Annotated in this window: 20 protein-coding genes; 11 read left to right on the forward strand and 9 right to left on the reverse strand. The window is 40.0% G+C overall.

Translation table 11 applies throughout. The features are described from left to right. Positions 1-73 precede the first annotated feature (73 nt). From ampD to tadA, 6 genes are all read left to right on the forward strand, one after another. The gene (gene ampD / locus ACWIT3_RS06775; RefSeq protein ID WP_457161991.1) at positions 74-637 is read left to right on the forward strand and encodes a 1,6-anhydro-N-acetylmuramyl-L-alanine amidase AmpD; all 564 of its coding nucleotides are present in this window, start codon (positions 74-76) and stop codon (positions 635-637) included. 586 nt (positions 638-1223) lie between these two features. Continuing rightward, positions 1224-1820 (forward strand): RNA pyrophosphohydrolase, encoded by a 597-nt coding sequence (gene rppH / locus ACWIT3_RS06780; protein WP_457161992.1) that lies wholly within the window; start codon positions 1224-1226, stop codon positions 1818-1820. A 2-nt stretch (positions 1821-1822) separates the two neighbouring features. After that, on the forward strand, positions 1823-2617 hold the full coding sequence (locus ACWIT3_RS06785; RefSeq protein WP_457161993.1) for a sulfite exporter TauE/SafE family protein: 795 nt from the start codon (positions 1823-1825) through the stop codon (positions 2615-2617). A 9-nt stretch (positions 2618-2626) separates the two neighbouring features. Further along, a complete protein-coding gene (gene lgt / locus ACWIT3_RS06790; protein WP_457161994.1) occupies positions 2627-3439 on the forward strand; it encodes a prolipoprotein diacylglyceryl transferase in 813 nt (270 codons plus the stop codon). Further along, complete coding sequence (locus ACWIT3_RS06795) at positions 3436-4287, forward strand: thymidylate synthase (protein ID WP_457161995.1); 852 nt, start codon at positions 3436-3438, stop codon at positions 4285-4287. Before lgt ends, ACWIT3_RS06795 begins: the two co-directional genes overlap by 4 nt. Before the next feature lie 14 nt (positions 4288-4301). Continuing rightward, positions 4302-4793 carry a tRNA adenosine(34) deaminase TadA gene (tadA, locus tag ACWIT3_RS06800; RefSeq protein ID WP_457161996.1) on the forward strand — a complete coding sequence of 164 codons (492 nt, stop codon included), beginning with the start codon at positions 4302-4304 and terminating at the stop codon, positions 4791-4793. Between the two features lie 65 nt (positions 4794-4858). On the opposite strand, the gene pflA is transcribed toward tadA, so the two are convergent. The 4 genes from pflA to focA all read right to left on the reverse strand — a co-directional run bounded on the left by pflA (position 4859) and on the right by focA (position 11262). Next, positions 4859-5599 carry a pyruvate formate lyase 1-activating protein gene (gene pflA / locus ACWIT3_RS06805; protein WP_457161997.1) on the reverse strand — a complete coding sequence of 247 codons (741 nt, stop codon included), beginning with the start codon at positions 5597-5599 and terminating at the stop codon, positions 4859-4861. Between the two features lie 158 nt (positions 5600-5757). Next, positions 5758-7797: an autotransporter domain-containing protein gene (locus tag ACWIT3_RS06810; protein WP_457161998.1), complete on the reverse strand. Its 2040-nt coding sequence runs from the start codon at positions 7795-7797 to the stop codon at positions 5758-5760. Between the two features lie 186 nt (positions 7798-7983). Continuing rightward, the gene (gene pflB / locus ACWIT3_RS06815; RefSeq protein ID WP_457161999.1) at positions 7984-10308 is read right to left on the reverse strand and encodes a formate C-acetyltransferase; all 2325 of its coding nucleotides are present in this window, start codon (positions 10306-10308) and stop codon (positions 7984-7986) included. Between the two features lie 102 nt (positions 10309-10410). Then, a complete protein-coding gene (focA, locus tag ACWIT3_RS06820; protein WP_457162000.1) occupies positions 10411-11262 on the reverse strand; it encodes a formate transporter FocA in 852 nt (283 codons plus the stop codon). Between the two features lie 394 nt (positions 11263-11656). Between focA and hinT the strand changes: the two genes are divergently transcribed. The 4 genes from hinT to rlmC are packed head-to-tail and all read left to right on the forward strand — an operon-like array spanning position 11657 to position 14598. Beyond that, entirely contained in the window at positions 11657-12007 is a 351-nt protein-coding gene (hinT, locus tag ACWIT3_RS06825; protein ID WP_457162001.1) for a purine nucleoside phosphoramidase, read from the forward strand. Further along, entirely contained in the window at positions 12007-12357 is a 351-nt protein-coding gene (locus ACWIT3_RS06830) for a YcfL family protein (protein WP_457162002.1), read from the forward strand. The genes hinT and ACWIT3_RS06830 overlap by 1 nt, the downstream gene beginning before the upstream one ends. Before the next feature lie 14 nt (positions 12358-12371). Then, positions 12372-13421, forward strand: coding sequence for a beta-N-acetylhexosaminidase (gene nagZ, locus ACWIT3_RS06835; protein ID WP_457162003.1), 1050 nt, complete (start codon positions 12372-12374; stop codon positions 13419-13421). Positions 13422-13431: 10 nt separating this feature from the next. Next, positions 13432-14598 (forward strand): 23S rRNA (uracil(747)-C(5))-methyltransferase RlmC, encoded by a 1167-nt coding sequence (gene rlmC, locus ACWIT3_RS06840; protein WP_457162004.1) that lies wholly within the window; start codon positions 13432-13434, stop codon positions 14596-14598. 65 nt (positions 14599-14663) lie between these two features. Here the strand turns inward: rlmC and pfkA are convergent, their stop codons facing one another. The 5 genes from pfkA to ung form a co-directional block, all read right to left on the reverse strand. Further along, positions 14664-15629, reverse strand: coding sequence for a 6-phosphofructokinase (pfkA, locus tag ACWIT3_RS06845; protein WP_457162005.1), 966 nt, complete (start codon positions 15627-15629; stop codon positions 14664-14666). A 96-nt stretch (positions 15630-15725) separates the two neighbouring features. Next, positions 15726-16640: a cation diffusion facilitator family transporter gene (locus tag ACWIT3_RS06850; RefSeq protein ID WP_457162006.1), complete on the reverse strand. Its 915-nt coding sequence runs from the start codon at positions 16638-16640 to the stop codon at positions 15726-15728. After that, positions 16641-17207: a hypothetical protein gene (locus ACWIT3_RS06855; RefSeq protein ID WP_457162007.1), complete on the reverse strand. Its 567-nt coding sequence runs from the start codon at positions 17205-17207 to the stop codon at positions 16641-16643. Position 17208: 1 nt separating this feature from the next. Next, positions 17209-17985 (reverse strand): peroxide stress protein YaaA, encoded by a 777-nt coding sequence (gene yaaA / locus ACWIT3_RS06860; RefSeq protein ID WP_457162008.1) that lies wholly within the window; start codon positions 17983-17985, stop codon positions 17209-17211. Positions 17986-18004: 19 nt separating this feature from the next. Next, the gene (gene ung, locus ACWIT3_RS06865; protein ID WP_457162009.1) at positions 18005-18673 is read right to left on the reverse strand and encodes a uracil-DNA glycosylase; all 669 of its coding nucleotides are present in this window, start codon (positions 18671-18673) and stop codon (positions 18005-18007) included. Positions 18674-18948: 275 nt separating this feature from the next. Here ung and grcA point away from each other — a divergent pair, with 275 nt between their 5' ends. Further along, the gene (gene grcA / locus ACWIT3_RS06870; RefSeq protein WP_457162010.1) at positions 18949-19332 is read left to right on the forward strand and encodes an autonomous glycyl radical cofactor GrcA; all 384 of its coding nucleotides are present in this window, start codon (positions 18949-18951) and stop codon (positions 19330-19332) included. Positions 19333-19357: the final 25 nt, after the last annotated feature.

A 19357-nucleotide genomic window follows, 5' to 3' on the forward strand; every position in this document is an offset into this window, starting at 1 on the left:
TGTCAGAAAAAGGAAAAGAGAAAAAAAGTAACCGCACTTTTTTCCGATCTTGATCGCAAAACGAGTATTTATAATGAAAAAATTACAAAACACAATTCAATCAGGCTGGTTAAATGGTGTAGAAAAAATCCTATCTCCACATTTTGATCAACGCCCTGATCCACAAGATATTTCTTTGTTAATTATTCATTATATTAGTTTGCCGCCAGAACAATTTGGTGGACAAGCAATTCATGATTTTTTTCAAGGAAAATTAGATCCGCATGCTCACCCGTATTTTGCCGAAATCTATCAAATGCGTGTGTCTGCCCATTGCTTAATTGATCGCCAAGGCAAAATTACACAATACGTTAATTTTAATGATCGAGCTTGGCATGCGGGACAATCTGAATTTCAAGGACGAGAGAAATGTAATGATTTTGCTATTGGTATTGAACTCGAAGGTAGCAATGCACACCCTTTTACAGAAAAACAATATCAGGCATTAATTCAATTAACACAACAGATTATGGTTGCTTATCCACGCATCACTCCAGAACGTATTGTTGGACATTGCGATGTCTCACCTGGTCGGAAAATCGATCCTGGTCAGTACTTTCACTGGGACAAGTACCTGATGCACTTAAAACATGATTAAAAATCAAGCAATAATAATACTATGAGAAAAAATGTCCGAAAATACGGTAAATATTATTTATCCATTTGATTTATAAAGATATTTACCAATTTTCCTCTGTATAAAAAACAACCTTTTTGAGTTATTAAATACAATTCATCAATTCAGCCACAATTTTATCCACAGAAAAAGTGAATAACTTGATCAATACAAGAAAGTGAGTTGATCCTAAACAAATCTGTTTATAAAAAGTAGCAAGGCGCAGCAGGACTTTTACCGTGAAATCAGCCTCCTCAATATGTCAAGCGTCAACTTGGTTAAAAAATGAAAGATCGTATCGTTTGCTATCCTAAGTCGCCGTTCTATATCGTTTTTTTCAGACCATGATTTTATTTATCTCGCGGTTATTGATAGGTTATCAACAAAATTATCCACATATAAAAAAATGATATAACGCCAAGCTTCTCAAAAAGCGCTGAATTTCACATAACATGTGAAAGAAAAGCGGTACTAACCTTGATTACCAGTTGAGAAAATCGCAATTATATGAAACAATCGATAGATTATTTACAATAAAGACAATCAAAATTTTTAAGGTGAAACGCGAGTGATCGACTTCGATGGCTACCGTCCAAATGTGGGGATCGTGATTTGCAATAACAACGGTCAAGTACTCTGGGCAAAAAGGTACGGACAAAATTCTTGGCAATTTCCTCAAGGCGGCATTAATGATAATGAAAGCGCTGAGCAAGCCATGTATCGAGAATTATTTGAGGAAGTCGGTTTATCACCAAAAGATGTGAAAATTTTATATGTATCAAAGCATTGGTTACGCTATAAACTACCTAAACGTTTATTACGCTATGATACCAAGCCAATCTGTATTGGTCAGAAACAACGTTGGTTTTTACTGCAACTTGTATCAGATGAAAAAAACATCAATATGCAATCCAGTAAATCCCCTGAATTTGACGGGTGGCGTTGGGTAAGCTTCTGGTATCCTGTCCGTCAAGTTGTCTCCTTTAAAAAAGAAGTCTATCGTAAAGCAATGAAAGAATTTGCAACGGTACTCTTTGAGCAAAATAAAGAAAATACTACGTTAACAAAAAATACAGAAGTTGAGACCAAACCTACACACTCAACAAAAAAATCCTCATTTTCATCAAAATATTCAAAGCGACAACATCATAAATATAGGGGTTGATTATGCTCACCTTTTTTCTCATATGCCTTGCAGTTGGTGCATTCGCAGGCTTTTTAGCTGGCCTATTTGGTATTGGTGGTGGTTTAATTATTGTTCCTGTGCTCGTGTACTTGATGCCGAAATATATTGGCGTGCCTGACTCAATGTTAATGGCTTGTGCATTGGGTACCTCTTTCGCGACGATTATTATTACCAGTTTTTCCTCGGCACAACGACACCATAAGCTTGGTAACGTCGTCTGGGATGTAGTTAAGATCCTTGCCCCAGTGATTATGGTAACCACATTTATTTCTGGATTTTTTATCAGCTACTTACCAAAAGACATTTCAGCCAAACTCTTTGCCTGCCTTGTTGTTTACTTATCTATAAAAATGTTTCTTTCTGTCAAACCCAAACCTGTGACAAAAACATTAACCAAAGCATCTACAGTGATTGCTGGTATTTTTATTGGCATGGCATCTAGTGCTGCTGGGATTGGTGGGGGTGGCTTTATTGTGCCATTCTTAAACTCACGCGGGATTGAAATGAAAAAAGCAATTGGTTCCTCGGCAGTTTGCGGTAGTTTACTCGCACTAGCGGGTATGTTCAGTTTTATTATTGCAGGTTGGGGAGCTGAAGGTCTACCTGACTATTTTGTTGGCTATGTCTATTTACCTGCATTATTAGGGATTACACTCACCTCTATTTTCACATCAAAAATTGGGGCGACTGTCACTTCTATTCTACCTGTTCCAATCTTAAAAAAGGCATTTGCAATCATGCTACTGATTTTAGCGATAAACATGATTTTTAAATAAAGGAATTATATGCAATCAAATTATTTCTCTTTTCCACAATTTGATCCCGTCATTTTTGAAATGGGTCCAATTGGCTTACGCTGGTACGGTTTAATGTATCTTATTGGCTTTATTTTTGCACGATGGTTAGCTGTACGTCGAGCCCGCCGCCCAAATAGCAATTGGACAACAGAACAAGTAGACAGTTTGTTATTTAACGGCTTTATGGGGGTATTTCTAGGCGGACGAATTGGCTATGTGTTTTTCTACCAATTCGATTATTTCCTAGAAGATCCAATGTATTTATTTAGAATGTGGGAAGGGGGGATGTCATTCCACGGTGGCTTAATCGGGGTAATTTTAGCGATGATTTTAACCGCGAAAAACCAAAAACGTCACTTTTGGGCAACGGCTGATTTTGTCGCCCCGTTAATTCCTTTTGGTCTGGGAATGGGAAGAATTGGCAACTTTATTAATGACGAACTGTGGGGACGTGTCACGGATGTCCCTTGGGCAGTATTATTTCCTTCTGGCGGTTATTTACCACGCCATCCTTCCCAACTCTATGAGTCTTTCTTAGAAGGGCTTGTATTATTTTTTATCTTAAACTGGTTTATTCAAAAATCACGCCCAACAGGCTCTGTAGCGGGATTATTCCTTGTTTTATATGGAGCATTCCGCTTCATTGTCGAATTCTTTCGTGAACCCGATCCTCAGCTTGGTCTCTACTTTGGTCAACACATTTCAATGGGGCAAATTTTATCGATGCCGATGATTATCATTGGAGCAATGATTATTGCTATAGCTTACAACCATGCAGCAAAAAAAGAGGAAACGTTATGAAAACATATCTCGCGCTCTGCCAACGTATCGTTGATGAAGGAGTATGGGTAGAAAATGCCCGTACAGGAAAACGTTGTTTAACCGTGATTGATGCAGACCTCACTTACGATGTTGCTAACAACCAATTTCCATTGATCACAACTCGAAAAAGCTATTGGAAAGCTGCAATTGCAGAGTTTCTTGGTTATATTCGCGGCTATGATAATGCAGCGGACTTCCGAAAACTTGGCACGAAAACGTGGGATGCGAACGCTAATGAAAATGAAGCTTGGCTAAATAATCCACACCGTAAAGGACCTGACGATATGGGACGAGTTTATGGCGTACAAGGGCGAGCTTGGCGTAAACCTAACGGGGAAACGATCGATCAGCTACGCAAAATCGTGAATAATTTGAGTAAAGGCATTGATGACCGCGGCGAGATCATGACGTTTTTCAATCCAGGGGAATTTGATCTTGGTTGCTTACGTCCTTGTATGCACACCCACACGTTCTCGTTATTAGGTGATACACTGTATCTCACCAGTTATCAACGTTCTTGTGATGTACCGCTTGGACTCAATTTTAACCAAATTCAAGTATTTACGTTCTTGGCCCTGATGGCACAGATAACTGGCAAGAAACCTGGTCAGGCTTATCATAAAATTATTAACGCACATATTTATGAAGATCAGCTTGATTTAATGAAAAATGTGCAGTTAAAACGCGATCCTTTTCCTCTGCCACAACTGGAAATTAACCCAGATATTAAAACATTAGAAGACTTAGAAACTTGGGTTACGATGGATGATTTCAAGGTCACGGGTTACCAGTGCCACGAACCAATTAAATATCCGTTTTCTGTTTAATCTTTGAGGTAAATGTGCGGTCAGACTCAGACGAAAAATGGATGCGTTACGCTCTTGAATTAGCAGACAAAGCAGAAGCCTTAGGTGAAATTCCAGTCGGTGCAGTACTTGTCGATAACGAGGGGAATATTCTCGGCGAAGGCTGGAACTTATCGATTATTGACTCTGATCCTACTGCCCATGCTGAAATCGTTGCCTTACGCCAAGGTGGTAAAACCTTACATAACTACCGTCTACTGAATACGACCCTTTATGTCACCCTTGAGCCTTGCACGATGTGTGCGGGTGCAATTTTACATAGTCGTATTAAACGCTTGGTCTTTGGCGCCTCCGATTATAAAACGGGGGCAGTCGGCTCACGTTTTCACTTTTTCGATGACTATAAAATGAATCATCATGTTGAGATCACCGCGGGTGTACTGCAAGAAGAATGTAGTCAAAAACTGAGTGCTTTTTTTCAAAAACGGCGTGAACAGAAAAAAGCGCATAAATTCAAGACAGATTAAAAAACGATATCCTAAATAAAAGGCTAATCAATTGATTAGCCTTTTCTCTATGTATGGAAATACATTTAATATTTCACAATATGCCCGTATCCTTCCAAAATCGTTTTAATGTGTTCTAGGGATTCTTTAGTAGGTGGTGCAACATCTTCGAGTTCGTATTTTTCCCCCATTGCTTCCCATTTATGCGCACCTAAACGATGGTAAGGCAAGAGCTCAACTTTCTCGATATTTTTCATCTCTTTAATAAAGTTACCCAGTAAATGAATATCTTCATCTGCATCAGTATAACCTGGCACTACGACATAACGAACCCAAACAGGCTGATTACGTTTTGCTAAATATTGTGCAAATTCAAGGGTACGCTTATTCGGAACACCAATTAAGTGTTGGTGAATCGTATCATTAAGTTGTTTGAGATCTAACAAAACCAGATCAGTAACATCCATTAATTCGTCAATAACATGATCATAATTGCGCACAAAACCATTTGTATCAAGACAAGTATGGATCCCTTGTTCTTTACACGCTCGGAACCAATCTCGAACAAACTCAGCTTGTAAAACCGCCTCGCCACCAGAAGCAGTCACACCACCGCCAGAGGCTTTCATGAAGTGGCGATACGTGACCACTTCTTTCATCAATTCTTCAACAGTAATTTCTTTGCCATCATGTAAATCCCATGTATCTCGGTTATGGCAATATTTACAGCGCATCAAGCAGCCTTGTAAAAATAAAATAAAACGAATCCCTGGTCCATCGACCGTTCCACAAGACTCAAATGAGTGAATTCTTCCCACAGTAGACATAATCAATCCTTCAAAAAATTTTGCTTATTATAATCGAAATTTAAGCAGATTGTTGTGAATTCTTTGACAAGATCCACTGGCTTTTTACATAAAAAACTCGGTATTTGTGTTAGCAAACACCGAGTACTATCCTCAGGAGCAATTATTTATAATGATAACTAAAAGGCTAATCCTATACTTGCTTGAAAGCGTGTATTTGAGAGAGCATCTTTTCGTCCCAGATCACGACTTAAACCAATATTGGCATAAACATTACTGTCCATTGGTTTAAACTGCAAACCTGCTACGAGATTCAGCCAAGCCTTATCTTGCTGTTCAAGTTGAGTACTAAACAAACTTCCATTTAAGCCTGCCTTAAGCATAGGAATCGCATTATTCCATTCTTTCACCCAACGGACTGTGACATAAGGTTGCCATGCGGCTGCATCATAACGCAAATCGATACCTACTCCACTTCTTACACTATGGACACGACGACTTGCAAATTGCATTTTAGTCATCCCCTGATTACGTTCACTAAATGCCGCAATATCTGTTTTAGTCTTATAGATATCTGCAATCAACGCTAGCGCCACATCCTGTAATGCCCATTCATAGCCCGCGAATAAGCCCATACTTAGACTCTCAGCCTCTGTTTCACCAGATTGATGATGCGTCGACTGCCCAATACGCGCAATACGATTAGTAGTAAATTGGCTCGTATTTGATTGGAGAGCGCCACCGATCCACCACGTCGTTGCATCATAACGAAGTGCGGTACTTAACACACGATTTTTACTCGCAACGTTAATCAACCCTTGTTGTACATCTTGTTTTTGTTGACTGGCGACCACAGTAAGTTGCCACTGAGGGTTAAATTGGACCTTCGTCCCAATATGCAAGCTCTTTCCTCCCGCTTGTGTTTGATATGCCACTAGCGTATCAACGGTTTCGGCTTCTTGTATGTTGAAACGATTACGGTTACTTTCTGTACGCGTAAAATCCAAGGCAAGATCTGTTTGTTGCTGAGCCAATTGGGCAAGTACGCCCATCTGTTTTGGTGTCTGTAAAACATTCATCATATAATCAGACATCGCTTGATGTGCCGTTGGACCAGGGTGGAAACTATCGGCAAATAAACGTTGATTTGCGACTGTTTGGTCAGCGGGTTGGCAGGCGGCTTGGTTAGGATCTGCCGTACTCCCTGCACAAGCAACGGTTGTCGTATTCGTAATCCCATATTCTGCAGGGCGAGCAATCATATCTTTTAATAAACTGTCCGTATCGATACGTACCACATTTTCTCCCGCGTGATTCAGTGCAGAAGTAATACTTGCATTTAAGAGGGCTGTTGCTTGTGCGGCTTGTTGAACAATCTCTTGATATTCTTTAATTAGCGTATTGGCAATGCTTTCTGCATTATAGCCTTTAGCAGACAGTGCTAGCTTTGTTAACGTCCAACGGCTATTATAAAAATCCGTTGCTGCTTTCTTTAATACTGCAATACGATGTTGTTCAAATTCATCCGCATTTTGTGTTGGTTGAACCAAAATTTGCTCGACTGCCCCTTTAAAACTGGCAATAAAATCCCCTTTTTTGATAAAACCATAAGAACTAGATTGGATTTGCTCCCCTGCTGCCTCACCTAATTTATCAAAAAACTCAGGAGTATAGGTGACATTTGGGATGGTGGGGGCAATAATCTGAGTTACGCCCGCTTGCTGTAACACTGCCCATTGTTGCGCCATGGTTTGCGCCATCGCATTAATACTGCTTAACACATAAGCTTGCTTCTCTTCTGGTGTTTTCTTAGTGACTGCTGTTGCAAGCACTGTTGCTAGATCATTCCCCCCCGCCCAAAGAATATGTAATGCCTCTTTTTTCACGGGTGTTTGCAAATAGGTAGTTACTTGATTTGCCAACGCTAAATTTGCTTGCTGCGTAGTTTTAGTATTGTTACTTCCAACAATCACACCACCACTGTAAGCATAACTTGATCCACCTTGGGTAGAAGGAGTGAGTTTTCCGCCTAATGCTTGAGCAAGATACTCATCATAAAGATAATGATATTGTCCATTTGTATTTAAATAAGACGCTTTTTTATTCCAATTTGTTTGCCCCATATCACTCAAACTGTCACCGAATACCACCACCTCTTGCGCAGAGATCACAGAACTGAATGAACACAATAATGCCAATGAAAGTGTCTTAATTTTCACAATAAAATCCTTTAATAATTAAGTAGTAAGTAAAATTTGGCAAGATAATACGGTGGTCACTCAGGAATGCCTAGACAGACCAGTACTGGTATGAACAGGTAAAAATAAGTAGAGGTCAGAGCTCAGAACAAAAAAGCCTCTGTGCTTTACACAGAGGCTTATGTTTTGAATGAATATTAAGCGTGATTACATCGCTTGAGTGAATGTACGAGTAATGACGTCTTGTTGTTGCTCTTTCGTTAATGAGTTGAAACGTACGGCGTAACCAGAAACGCGGATAGTTAATTGAGGATATTTCTCTGGATTTTCCATCGCATCTAATAACATTTCACGGTTCATGACGTTCACGTTTAAGTGTTGACCACCTTCAATTGTTGCTTCGTGGTGGAAGTAACCGTCCATTAAGCCTGCAAGGTTACGTTTTTGCGCTTCGTAATCTTTACCTAATGCATTTGGTACGATTGAGAAAGTGTATGAAATACCGTCTTTCGCATACGCAAATGGTAATTTAGCAACAGAGGTTAATGAAGCTACCGCACCTTTTTGGTCACGACCGTGCATTGGGTTCGCACCTGGTCCGAATGGCGCACCTGAGCGACGACCATCTGGGGTGTTACCTGTTTTCTTACCATATACCACGTTAGAAGTGATAGTAAGAACAGATTGAGTTGGAACCGCGTTACGATATGTACCCAATTTTTGGATTTTCTTCATAAAGCGTTCAACTAAGTCACACGCGATTTCGTCTACACGGTTATCGTTGTTACCGAATTGAGGATATTCCCCTTCAATTTCAAAATCGATTGCCACATTTTTCGCGATACCAGTCACTTCACCTGCTTTGTTTTTGATTTCAATATCGCCACGAACAGGTTTCACTTTCGCATATTTAATTGCAGATAATGAGTCAGCTGCCACAGAAAGACCTGCGATACCGCACGCCATCGTTCTGAACACATCACGATCGTGAAGTGCCATTAACGCGGCTTCATATGCATATTTATCGTGCATAAAGTGAATGATGTTTAACGCAGTCACATATTGTTTTGCCAACCAGTCCATGAAGCTGTCTAAGCGAGTCATGACATCATCATAATCTAAGTATTCGCTTGTGATTGGCTCTGATTTCGGTCCAACTTGGTCACCCGATTTCTCATCCACACCGCCGTTGATTGCATATAATAACGTTTTCGCTAAGTTTGCACGCGCACCGAAGAATTGCATCATTTTACCCACGATCATTGGTGATACGCAGCAAGCGATCGCATAGTCATCGTTTTGGAAGTCAGGGCGCATTAAGTCATCGTTTTCATACTGAACAGATGACGTATCGATAGAGACTTTCGCGGCATAGCGTTTGAAGCCTTCTGGTAATTTTTCAGACCAAAGAATAGTTAAGTTTGGTTCTGGAGAAGGACCCATTGTGTAAAGGGTATGTAAGATACGGAAACTGTTTTTGGTGACTAATGTACGACCATCTAAGCCCATACCAGCTAAGGTTTCAGTTGCCCACATTGGGTCACCAGAGAATAATTGATCGTATTCTGGCGTACGTAAGAAACGTACCATACGTAATTTCATGACTAAATGGTCAATTAACTCTTGAGCTTCTTGTTCTGTGATTTTGCCTGCTTTTAAGTCACGTTCGATATAGATATCTAAGAATGTCGAAACACGACCGAATGACATTGCAGCACCGTTTTGAGATTTTACAGCTGCTAGGTATGCAAAGTAAGTCCATTGCACTGCTTCGTGTGCGTTAGTTGCTGGACCAGAAATGTCATAACCGTAAGATGCTGCCATTTCTTTCATTTTGCCTAAAGCGCGGTGTTGTTCTGCGATTTCCTCACGTAATTGAATGGTCGCTTGGATATCTTCGCCACGCTCTAATTTGTCTTGTAATGAAGTAAATTGTTTGAATTTATCTTTCATTAAGAAGTCTGCACCGTAAAGTGCCATACGACGATAGTCACCGATGATACGACCACGACCATAAGCATCTGGAAGACCAGTGATTACGCCTGATTTACGGCAACGTAAGATATCTGGCGTGTAAACATCGAATACACCTTGGTTGTGTGTTTTACGGTATTCAGTAAAGATTTGTTCAACTTCAGGTTTTAATTCGCGACGGTAAACTTTACAAGAACCTTTCACCATATTGATACCACCAAACGGCATAATTGCACGTTTTAATGGGGCATCCGTTTGTAAACCAACGATTTTTTCTAAGCTTTTATCAATATAACCTGGTGCGTGAGAAGTGATTGTTGATGGGGTATCACAGTCGATGTCATATGGCTCGTGCGTTTTGTTCTCAACTTTGATTTTCTCCATTACGTCATTCCATAATTTTGTGGTGGCTTCCGTTGCACCCGCTAAGAATGACTCATCGCCTTCATATGGTGTATAGTTTTTTTGGATAAAATCGCGTACGTTCACTTCAGTTTGCCATTCACCTGCTGCAAACCCTTCCCAAGCTTTTTGTTGCGCTTCCGTTAATTGACTCATATTGAATTACCTTCTATTAAATGAAATAAAAAAATCTGTTATACCTACACAAAGCGAATCAAACTCACATCGAAACTGACCGCACTTTGCAACCTCAATGATTTAATGTGGACGATTAATGTACCACTGTGCTAATGCCACACAGCAAGCGCCACCCACAATATTCCCCAACGTCACGGGAATTAAATTTTTTACAACAAAATGATAGACATCTAAATCAGCAAATTGGGTCGGCTCCAGTGCAATCGCTTGCCAAAATTCAGGAGAAGCGAATTGTGCCACCATCATTCCCATTGGGATCATAAACATATTTGCCACACTGTGTTCAAATCCTGATGCCACAAACATGGAAATCGGCAAAATCATAATGATCGCTTTATCTAATAGTGTTTTCCCTGCATAAGTCATCCACACTGCAATACACACCATAATGTTACAGAAAATGCCTAGTGCAAAGGCTTCTATCCATGTGTGATGAATTTTATGTTGTGCCGTTTTTAAAATCGTTAATCCCCATTGCCCATTGGCTGCCATGATTTGCCCCGCAAACCAAGTCAATAACACAATAAACATCGCTCCAACAAAATTACCCAAATACACTACGATCCAGTTACGTAACATTTGAGTCGTCGTAATACGCCCGCTTACACGTGCAACTGCAGTCATGGTAGATGAAGTAAATAATTCTGAACCACAGACAACGACCATAATTACACCAAGAGAGAAAACGATTCCACCCACTAACTTAGTTAACCCCCAAGGTGCATCACCGTTTCCAGTTTGAGTTGTTGCGTAAAAGACAAAGGCTATCGCAATAAATGCGCCTGCAGGAATGGCAGAGAAGAAAGAATAGCGTTGTTTTTTGGTCGCTTTATAAACACCAACATCTTCGCCAATCTGTGCCATTTTTGCAGGTGGCACAATGCAGGTTGACGTTGAATCTTCACTTTTCATTCTCACTCTCCCTTGATATGAATCTCATTATGATCGCGTACACTTCTCATCATGTGAAATGACGAATAATTTAAAAAAATTTTATTTTTTATAAGATTTGTTAATTATAGGGAGTTTTACACCAAAATAAAAGCATTTTACCGCTTAAAAAACAATCAAAACAAAAATTCCTTACGCCAGATCAATTTATCCAATAAATTCATTATAAATCAAATAATTAACATTAAAATAAAATCTTTACAACAAGCTATTAACATTCATTTTTTAAGCTTGTTTAAATTAAATTTTAAACAAAAAAAGCCCTAAATAAAACAGGTGCAAAAAATTGCTATTTTGCGCTTTTTCTGTTAAAAAATGCAGATAATTTTGTCTCATAGAAGAAAGGATAAGGGTCATGGCTGAAGAAACCATTTTTAGTAAAATTATTCGTCGAGAAATCCCAGCAAATATTGTTTATCAAGACGATTTAGTCACGGCATTTCGTGATATCTCTCCGCAAGCCCAAACGCACATATTAATTATCCCAAATAAATTAATTCCGACCGTGAATGATGTCTGTGAACAAGACGAATTAACACTAGGTCGTTTATTTACTGTCGCCGCCAAACTGGCTAAACAAGAAGGGATTGCCGAAGACGGTTATCGTTTGATCGTAAACTGTAATAAACACGGTGGACAGGAAGTTTTCCATCTCCATATGCACCTTGTCGGTGGTGAACCATTAGGCAGAATGTTAGCAAAATAATGAAAAAACGCACCGCACTTTTTCTCACTGGTTTTCTTATGGTTGGTTGTAGTAGCCATAAACCAACCAGTTTATTACACACAACTCAACCGATTCTCAACATCGAAGCGGATGCTGAGCCTATCATAGAAGCTCAGGTATCCCCTCATTCAGCCTGGATTAAAAATAAGAGTAAGCAACCTCATGATCTCACTTATCGTCTGTTCTGGTATGACGAACAAGGTGTTTCACAGCAAGAGCTTGCACCCTCGTACAGATTACGGTTGAATGCTGATGAGAAACAGCGCATCGAACTTAACAAACCAACTGAAAAAAGTGCGAATTATCGTTTATACATCCGCTTAAAATAAAAGGCATCCCTATTATGTCAACCTTGCTGATCGATCTGAAAAATCAAGAACTTTCATCTGAAGAAGTTGAACTTTTACACCACCCGCTTGTTGCGGGTTTAATTTTGTTCACGCGAAATTTTTATGACCGCCAACAAATTCAAGCATTAATTCAATCCGTACGGCAACGTGTAAAAAAAGACCTGTTAATTACAGTAGACCAAGAAGGCGGACGAGTACAACGCTTTCGCCCAGATTTTACTCAATTACCTGCTATGCAGGCGTTCGCAGAATTGCTGTCTGATCCACAGCAACGCTTAGATATGGCACAACAAGCAGGCTGGCAAATGGCGGCGGAAATGGTAGCCTTGGATATTGATCTTAGCTTTGCACCAGTGTTAGATCTTGGGCATCAATGTCGAGCCATTGGTGACCGCAGTTTTCATCAAGACGCAGAGATGACCACGGAGCTCGCTACAGCATTTATTCAAGGAATGCAACAAGCAGGTATGGTGGCAACGGGCAAGCATTTTCCTGGACATGGTCATGTCATCGCTGATTCACATTTAGAAACGCCTTATGATGAGCGTACAAAAGCAGACATTTTTTCCCAAGATCTCGTCCCATTTCAACAGCTTATTCAGCAAAATTTACTCCATGCGGTGATGCCAGCCCATGTCATTTATAGCCAATGTGATGCGCAGCCTGCGAGTGGATCACATTACTGGTTAAAAGAGGTCTTACGCCAGCAACTTGGCTTCCAAGGTGCGATTTTTTCTGATGATTTAGGCATGAAAGGCGCGGGGTTTATGGGCAACTTCGTAGAACGTTGTGAGCAATCACTCCATGCAGGTTGTGATTTACTACTCCTTTGTAATGAACGAGAAGGCGTGATTCAAGTATTAGACAATTTAATGCTCTCAGAAAGCCAAGCTGACTTTAGACAGCGTCAGAATCGTTTACGCCAATTATTTAAACGTCGGTCGTTCACCTGGGCAACATTAGAATCTACATCCCGTTGGCTTGAAAACCATAAAAAACTGAGCGCACTTCAGCAAGCATGGCTTGATAAGAAAGCAACATAACAATTCGCCTATGCAACTCACCATTCCTTGTCCGCATTACCAATTAAATCAATGTCGCTCATGCCAATGGCTAAGTCTACCTTATGCCAAACAGCTTGAGCGTAAAATGGCACATTTAACACAGCAGCTAACTCAATTAGACTGTGCGAAAACCACATGGGTCGCCCCGTATACCTCACCGCTCACCGCATTTCGCAATAAAGCCAAAATGGCGGTCAGTGGCGTAGTAGAACGCCCTATTTTGAGCCACCCACAAAGCACGACGGATTTAACAGACTGCCCACTTTATCCAGCCCATTTTGCTCAAATTTTTACCGTGTTAAAAGATTTTATCGCGCGTGCAGGCTTAGTGCCTTACAACATTGCAAAACAAAAAGGGGAGCTCAAATATATTCTATTGACTGAAAGCCAAATGGACGGCGGTTTAATGCTCCGATTTGTGCTACGTTCAGAAATCAAATTGCCCTTAATTCAACGTGAATTGGCGGGCTTAATGGCAAAATTGCCACAATTAAATGTGGTCAGTGTGAATATTCAGCCGCAACACGCGGCTATTTTGGAAGGGGAAAAAGAAATTTTTCTCACGCAACAACACACGTTACCCGAATCATTTAATCACATTCCACTTTTTATTCGTCCACAAGGTTTTTTCCAAACCAATCCTAAAGTAGCAGAAGGGTTATATGGCACAGCACAACAATGGATTAAAGATTTACCCATCACTCACCTGTGGGATTTATTCTGTGGCGTGGGGGGTTTTGGTCTACATTGTGCAGCCGTGTTGCAACAAACTCATCCAGATAAAGACATTGAATTGACGGGGATTGAAATTTCGGCGTCTGCCATTGCAGCAGCAACGCAATCTGCTCAACAATTAGGCTTAAAGAATGTGAATTTCCAAGCACTTGATGCTAAAAATTTTGCATTTGAACAAAACCAAACGCCTGATTTAGTGATTGTGAATCCACCTCGCCGTGGCATTGGTGTAGAACTGGCGCAATTTCTGAATCAACTTGCACCGCACTTTATTCTGTATTCCAGTTGCAATGCCGAGACTATGGGGAAAGACCTGCTGTCTCTCACTGATTATGACTTACAAAAAGTTCAATTATTTGATATGTTCCCACACTCACATCATTATGAAGTGCTGTGTTTGCTAGTCCGAAAAACTAAATAGCGTTTTCAAGTTATAAAAAAACGGTGGATAATTTCCACCGTTCTTTTTCTCTCATCTACGTCGAATTAGTCTAAACGTTTAGAAAGTGCTAACCAATCTGCCTTAAATTCACGACGCATATTATTGATTGCATCAATGATATCATGGTGAACTAACTGCTCATTTTGAATACCAACGCAGTATCCCCCTTTGCCTTGTAGTAAGAGATCCACCGCATAAACGCCCATACGAGAGCCTAAAATACGGTCAAATGCGCAAGGTGTACCACCCCGTTGGATATGTCCTAAAATCGTCGCACGTGTTTCATGATGAACACGTTCCTCGATCTCACGTGCCAATTCATTCACATCACAGATCAACTCTGTAATAGCAATAATCGCATGACGTTTACCTTTGATGATACTACGTTCGATTTGCTGAATGAGCTCTTCACGATTAAAGGCCACTTCTGAAGCGACAATATATTCACAACCACCTGCGATACCTGCCGAAATGGCTAAATCACTACAATGACGACCCATAATTTCTACGATAGAAATACGTTGGTGTGAACTTGATGTATCACGTAAACGGTCAATCGCTTCTACCGCAGTCTCAAGGGCAGTTTGATAACCGATCGTATAATCTGTCCCTGCCACATCATTATCAATCGTACCTGGAATCCCAACACATGGAAAACCGTGCTCTTCGGTTAACAATTTGGCGCCCATATACGAACCGTCCCCACCGATTACAACTAACGCATCAATACCATGTGAACGTAAGATCTCTGCACATTTAGCGCGTACTTCAGGGTTTTTAAATTCAGGGAAACGTGCCGAACCTAAGAATGTCCCCCCCCGGTTAATCACATCTGACACACTGTAACGTGTCATTTGTTTAATTTTATTGTGATATAAACCGTAGTAACCTTCATAAATACCATAGACCTCTAACCCTTCTGATAGCGCTGAGCGTACAACACCACGAATGGCGGCATTCATACCCGGTGCATCACCACCGCTAGTTAACACTGCTATTTTTTTTATCATAATTCCAGCCTTTCTCACTAAAAAATCAATTCAAAATCGTCGCTAAGATTACACTATTCACTAACAGGGCTCTAGCAAAATTTATCAAAAAACTCATTACATTTGATCTAGTTTCGCATTTTCTAATTTTTCTGCTTGTACGACACTCGTGGGCTCATGATGAATGACGATATCCACTAATGAAAACGCTTTTCGCAAACGCTGCTCAAGTTGCTCTGTAATATCATGAGCGTCTAAGAACGACAAATGATCATCCAATTCCAAATCAAATTGAATAAAACGCACCGCACCTGATTGACGTGTACGCAAATCGTGAAAGCCGAGAATACGGGGATCGGACATAATGATCTGTTCAATTTGTTGAATTTCCTCATCTGGTAAGGCACGATCTAACAACAACTGTACTGCATCAAATAGCATCTTAAGTGCGCTCACTAAAATATAGATGGCAATCACAATTGCCCCGATGGCATCGGCAATCACCACATCCCACAAGGTCAAAATCAACGAAAGCAAAATTGCCACATTCATAAACAAGTCAGTTTGATAATGTAATTGATCTGCCTTAATCGCAGGGCTGTCGGTTTTCTTCACGATACAGCTTTGATAATAAACCAATGCTGACGTCATCAGAATAGAAAAACAAATCACGCCGATGCCTAATGTCGTATTTTCCAACGGCTGTGGATCATTAAAACGGTGAATCCCCTGTAATAACAAAAAAACAGCAGAACCAGAAATAAAGGCACTTTGAATCAGCGAAGCAAGTGATTCTGCTTTACCGTGCCCAAAAGAATGATTTTCATCCGCAGGCATCAACGCAAAACGTAAGATCAACATATTTAAGAAAGACGCAGCCAAATCTAAGGTCGAATCCACAACGGATGCTAACATACTGACCGACCCTGTTTCCCACCACGCAAAGCCTTTCACTAAAATCAACATCAATGCAGTATAAACCGCACAATTCGCTGCCTTTTTAACCTGTGCGGAGTAAAGCTTTTCTTCCATCTATTTACAAGTCCATTGCCAATCATGCGCTTTCACATGTTTCATCTCTTTTTCGACCACATATTTTTTTAAATAACGTACGACTTTTTCATTGGTCATGTGACGCAATTTTTTCGTTTTAGGAACTTTTAAAGAATATTGATATTGCACAAAACCACAATTTTGTATAGTTTTCCCTTTAGCCACATCTACTTGCCAATCATTATTTTTCACCGTAGGTTCATAAATCACATAAGCATATAAGCTATCTTCTTCATTCTGCAATTTGAAGTGTTTCACTCCCGTATTTTGATAAACACGTGAACGCAATGCGGCTCGCTCATCCAAAGTCAGCTTCGCCTGATTGCGATCGAGCAATAACTCCACCGCACTTTTCCACGTTTCTAACTGTTCACCGTTTTCAAGGTAGAAAAAACGCGCCATCGAACCTAAATCTTGCTGTGCAACCAGCCGATAGGTGTGCTTATTATGAGTCAATTGGGGTGGAACAAGAAGTTGTGAATTTGAGGCACAGCCGCTTAATAACAAAGCGACAAGTGCGGTTAACATTAAGCGACTTTTTTGCATATTATTCCGCCAAATCACGTTTAAATACCCATTCTGTTTTACTTGAGCTCATGGGATCAAAACGGTAACCCGCTAAATCAAATCCCTTAAGCTGCTCGGCTTCAGTGACACGCTGTTGAATCATATAACGGCACATTAAGCCACGTGCTTTTTTCGCATAAAAGCTAATCACTTTATAACGCCCATTTTTGTTATCTAAAAAAACAGGTTTAATGATAGTGGTTTTTAATGTGTTTTCGTTCACTGCTTTATAGTATTCATCTGATGCAAGATTAATTAAGACATCATCCCCCTGTTCATCGATAGCTTGTTGCAATGCCGTCGTAATCACATTGCCCCAAAAAGCATATAAATCTTTCCCGCGCTGATTTGCCAATTTCGTTCCCATTTCTAAACGATAAGGCTGCATCAAATCTAAGGGTTTTAATAAACCATATAATCCCGACAACATACGCAAATGTTGTTGTGCAAATTGCACATCTTGTACTGATAAAGATTCTACATCCAGCCCCGTATATACATCGCCTTTAAAAGCATAAATCGCTGCTCGTGCATTGTGTTCATCGTGCGTTTTTTGCCACTCGGCAAAGCGTGCTACATTCAACCCCGCAAGTTTGTCACTAATCGACATTAGTGAGGCAAGTTGCGCGGGAGAAAATTGACGACAAATTGCAACCAACTGCTCGCTGTAATCGGTCAACGTAGGTTGAGAAAATGGGAATTTGGGCGTATCACTCTCAAAATCTAACGTTTTTGCAGGTGAAATAATGGCTAACATAATATGATATTCCTGTTTTTTAACGTGAACTTAATTGCCATTGAATTGGCGATAATCCTTGTTGAATTAAGTATTCATTGGCTTTAGAAAAATGGCGACATCCAAAAAAACCACGATGCGCAGACAAAGGAGAAGGGTGGGGAGCGGTCAAAACACAATGTTTGTGACGATCAATGAACTGCCCTTTCTTTTGAGCATGGCTGCCCCACAGTAAAAAAACAAGATGCTCTCGCTGTTCATTTAATACAGAGATCACACGATCTGTAAACGTCTCCCAACCAAAATTAGCATGAGAATGGGCTTGCCCTTGTTCGACAGTCAACACCGTGTTAAGCATTAATACCCCTTGTTGTGCCCAAGGAATTAAATACCCATGGTTTGGAATCTGAAAACCAGCGACATCTTGTGACAATTCTTTATACATATTCATCAAAGAAGGAGGGGGAGCGACACCTGGTTTGACGGAAAACGCCAGACCATGTGCTTGATGAGGACCATGATAAGGATCCTGTCCCAAAATCACGACTTTTACCTGATCAAATTCAGTGAGTTGGAATGCACTAAAAACCTCCTGTGCAGGAGGATAAATCACCTTGCCAGATGCTCTTGCTTGATGAACCAACGCTAAAATTCGTTTAAAATACGGCTGTTCTTTTTCTATCCCAATCACATCTTTCCACGTTTTCATTTTTATCTCCTTTCAATGACAAATTGATTATAAATAACTTCGCATAAAATTGACAGTTACAGACCATCAAATGTTAAATACTTGTTTGATTTTTGTTAAAATAAAGTGCATATAAATCAAAAAGTTACAAATAATTTTGACTTAAATCAAAATTTAAAAATTACATGATAAAAATACTTTGTTCTATGTCAAAACAATTTGAAATCATCAAAATTTTTGATAAAATCGCGAACAATTTAAAATGATTAACAAATCGCCAATTTAGGAGGCATACCATGATTAAAGGTATTCAAATTACCCAAGCAGCTAATGACAATTTATTAAATTCATTCTGGCTATTAGATAGCGACAAAGGTGAAGCGCGTTGTTTATGTGCTAAAGGTGAATTCGTTGAAGATCAAATTGTTGCAGTCAGCGAATTAGGTCAAATCGAATATCGTGAATTGCCAGTTGATGTTGCACCAACAGTGAAAGTTGAAGGTGGTCAACACTTAAACGTAAACGTATTACGTCGTGAAACATTAGAAGATGCGGTAAATCACCCTGAAAAATACCCACAATTAACTATCCGTGTTTCTGGTTATGCTGTACGTTTCAACTCATTAACACCAGAACAACAACGTGATGTGATTACTCGTACTTTCACAGAAAGTTTATAATCCATTCCACCTATTCATCACGATG

Source organism: Pasteurella sp. P03HT, assembly GCF_054052285.1.

What these genes read in the sequence shown, in the direction of transcription:
- ampD (WP_457161991.1), top strand. Translation starts at nt 74, where the DNA reads ATGAAAAAATTACAAAACACAATTCAATCAGGCTGGTTAAATGGTGTA.
- ACWIT3_RS06785 (WP_457161993.1), top strand. Translation starts at nt 1,823, where the DNA reads ATGCTCACCTTTTTTCTCATATGCCTTGCAGTTGGTGCATTCGCAGGC.
- lgt (WP_457161994.1), top strand. Translation starts at nt 2,627, where the DNA reads ATGCAATCAAATTATTTCTCTTTTCCACAATTTGATCCCGTCATTTTT.
- ACWIT3_RS06795 (WP_457161995.1), top strand. Translation starts at nt 3,436, where the DNA reads ATGAAAACATATCTCGCGCTCTGCCAACGTATCGTTGATGAAGGAGTA.
- pflA (WP_457161997.1), bottom strand. Translation starts at nt 5,599, where the DNA reads ATGTCTACTGTGGGAAGAATTCACTCATTTGAGTCTTGTGGAACGGTC.
- pflB (WP_457161999.1), bottom strand. Translation starts at nt 10,308, where the DNA reads ATGAGTCAATTAACGGAAGCGCAACAAAAAGCTTGGGAAGGGTTTGCA.
- focA (WP_457162000.1), bottom strand. Translation starts at nt 11,262, where the DNA reads ATGAAAAGTGAAGATTCAACGTCAACCTGCATTGTGCCACCTGCAAAA.
- hinT (WP_457162001.1), top strand. Translation starts at nt 11,657, where the DNA reads ATGGCTGAAGAAACCATTTTTAGTAAAATTATTCGTCGAGAAATCCCA.
- ACWIT3_RS06830 (WP_457162002.1), top strand. Translation starts at nt 12,007, where the DNA reads ATGAAAAAACGCACCGCACTTTTTCTCACTGGTTTTCTTATGGTTGGT.
- nagZ (WP_457162003.1), top strand. Translation starts at nt 12,372, where the DNA reads ATGTCAACCTTGCTGATCGATCTGAAAAATCAAGAACTTTCATCTGAA.
- rlmC (WP_457162004.1), top strand. Translation starts at nt 13,432, where the DNA reads ATGCAACTCACCATTCCTTGTCCGCATTACCAATTAAATCAATGTCGC.
- pfkA (WP_457162005.1), bottom strand. Translation starts at nt 15,629, where the DNA reads ATGATAAAAAAAATAGCAGTGTTAACTAGCGGTGGTGATGCACCGGGT.
- ACWIT3_RS06850 (WP_457162006.1), bottom strand. Translation starts at nt 16,640, where the DNA reads ATGGAAGAAAAGCTTTACTCCGCACAGGTTAAAAAGGCAGCGAATTGT.
- ACWIT3_RS06855 (WP_457162007.1), bottom strand. Translation starts at nt 17,207, where the DNA reads ATGCAAAAAAGTCGCTTAATGTTAACCGCACTTGTCGCTTTGTTATTA.
- yaaA (WP_457162008.1), bottom strand. Translation starts at nt 17,985, where the DNA reads ATGTTAGCCATTATTTCACCTGCAAAAACGTTAGATTTTGAGAGTGAT.
- ung (WP_457162009.1), bottom strand. Translation starts at nt 18,673, where the DNA reads ATGAAAACGTGGAAAGATGTGATTGGGATAGAAAAAGAACAGCCGTAT.
- grcA (WP_457162010.1), top strand. Translation starts at nt 18,949, where the DNA reads ATGATTAAAGGTATTCAAATTACCCAAGCAGCTAATGACAATTTATTA.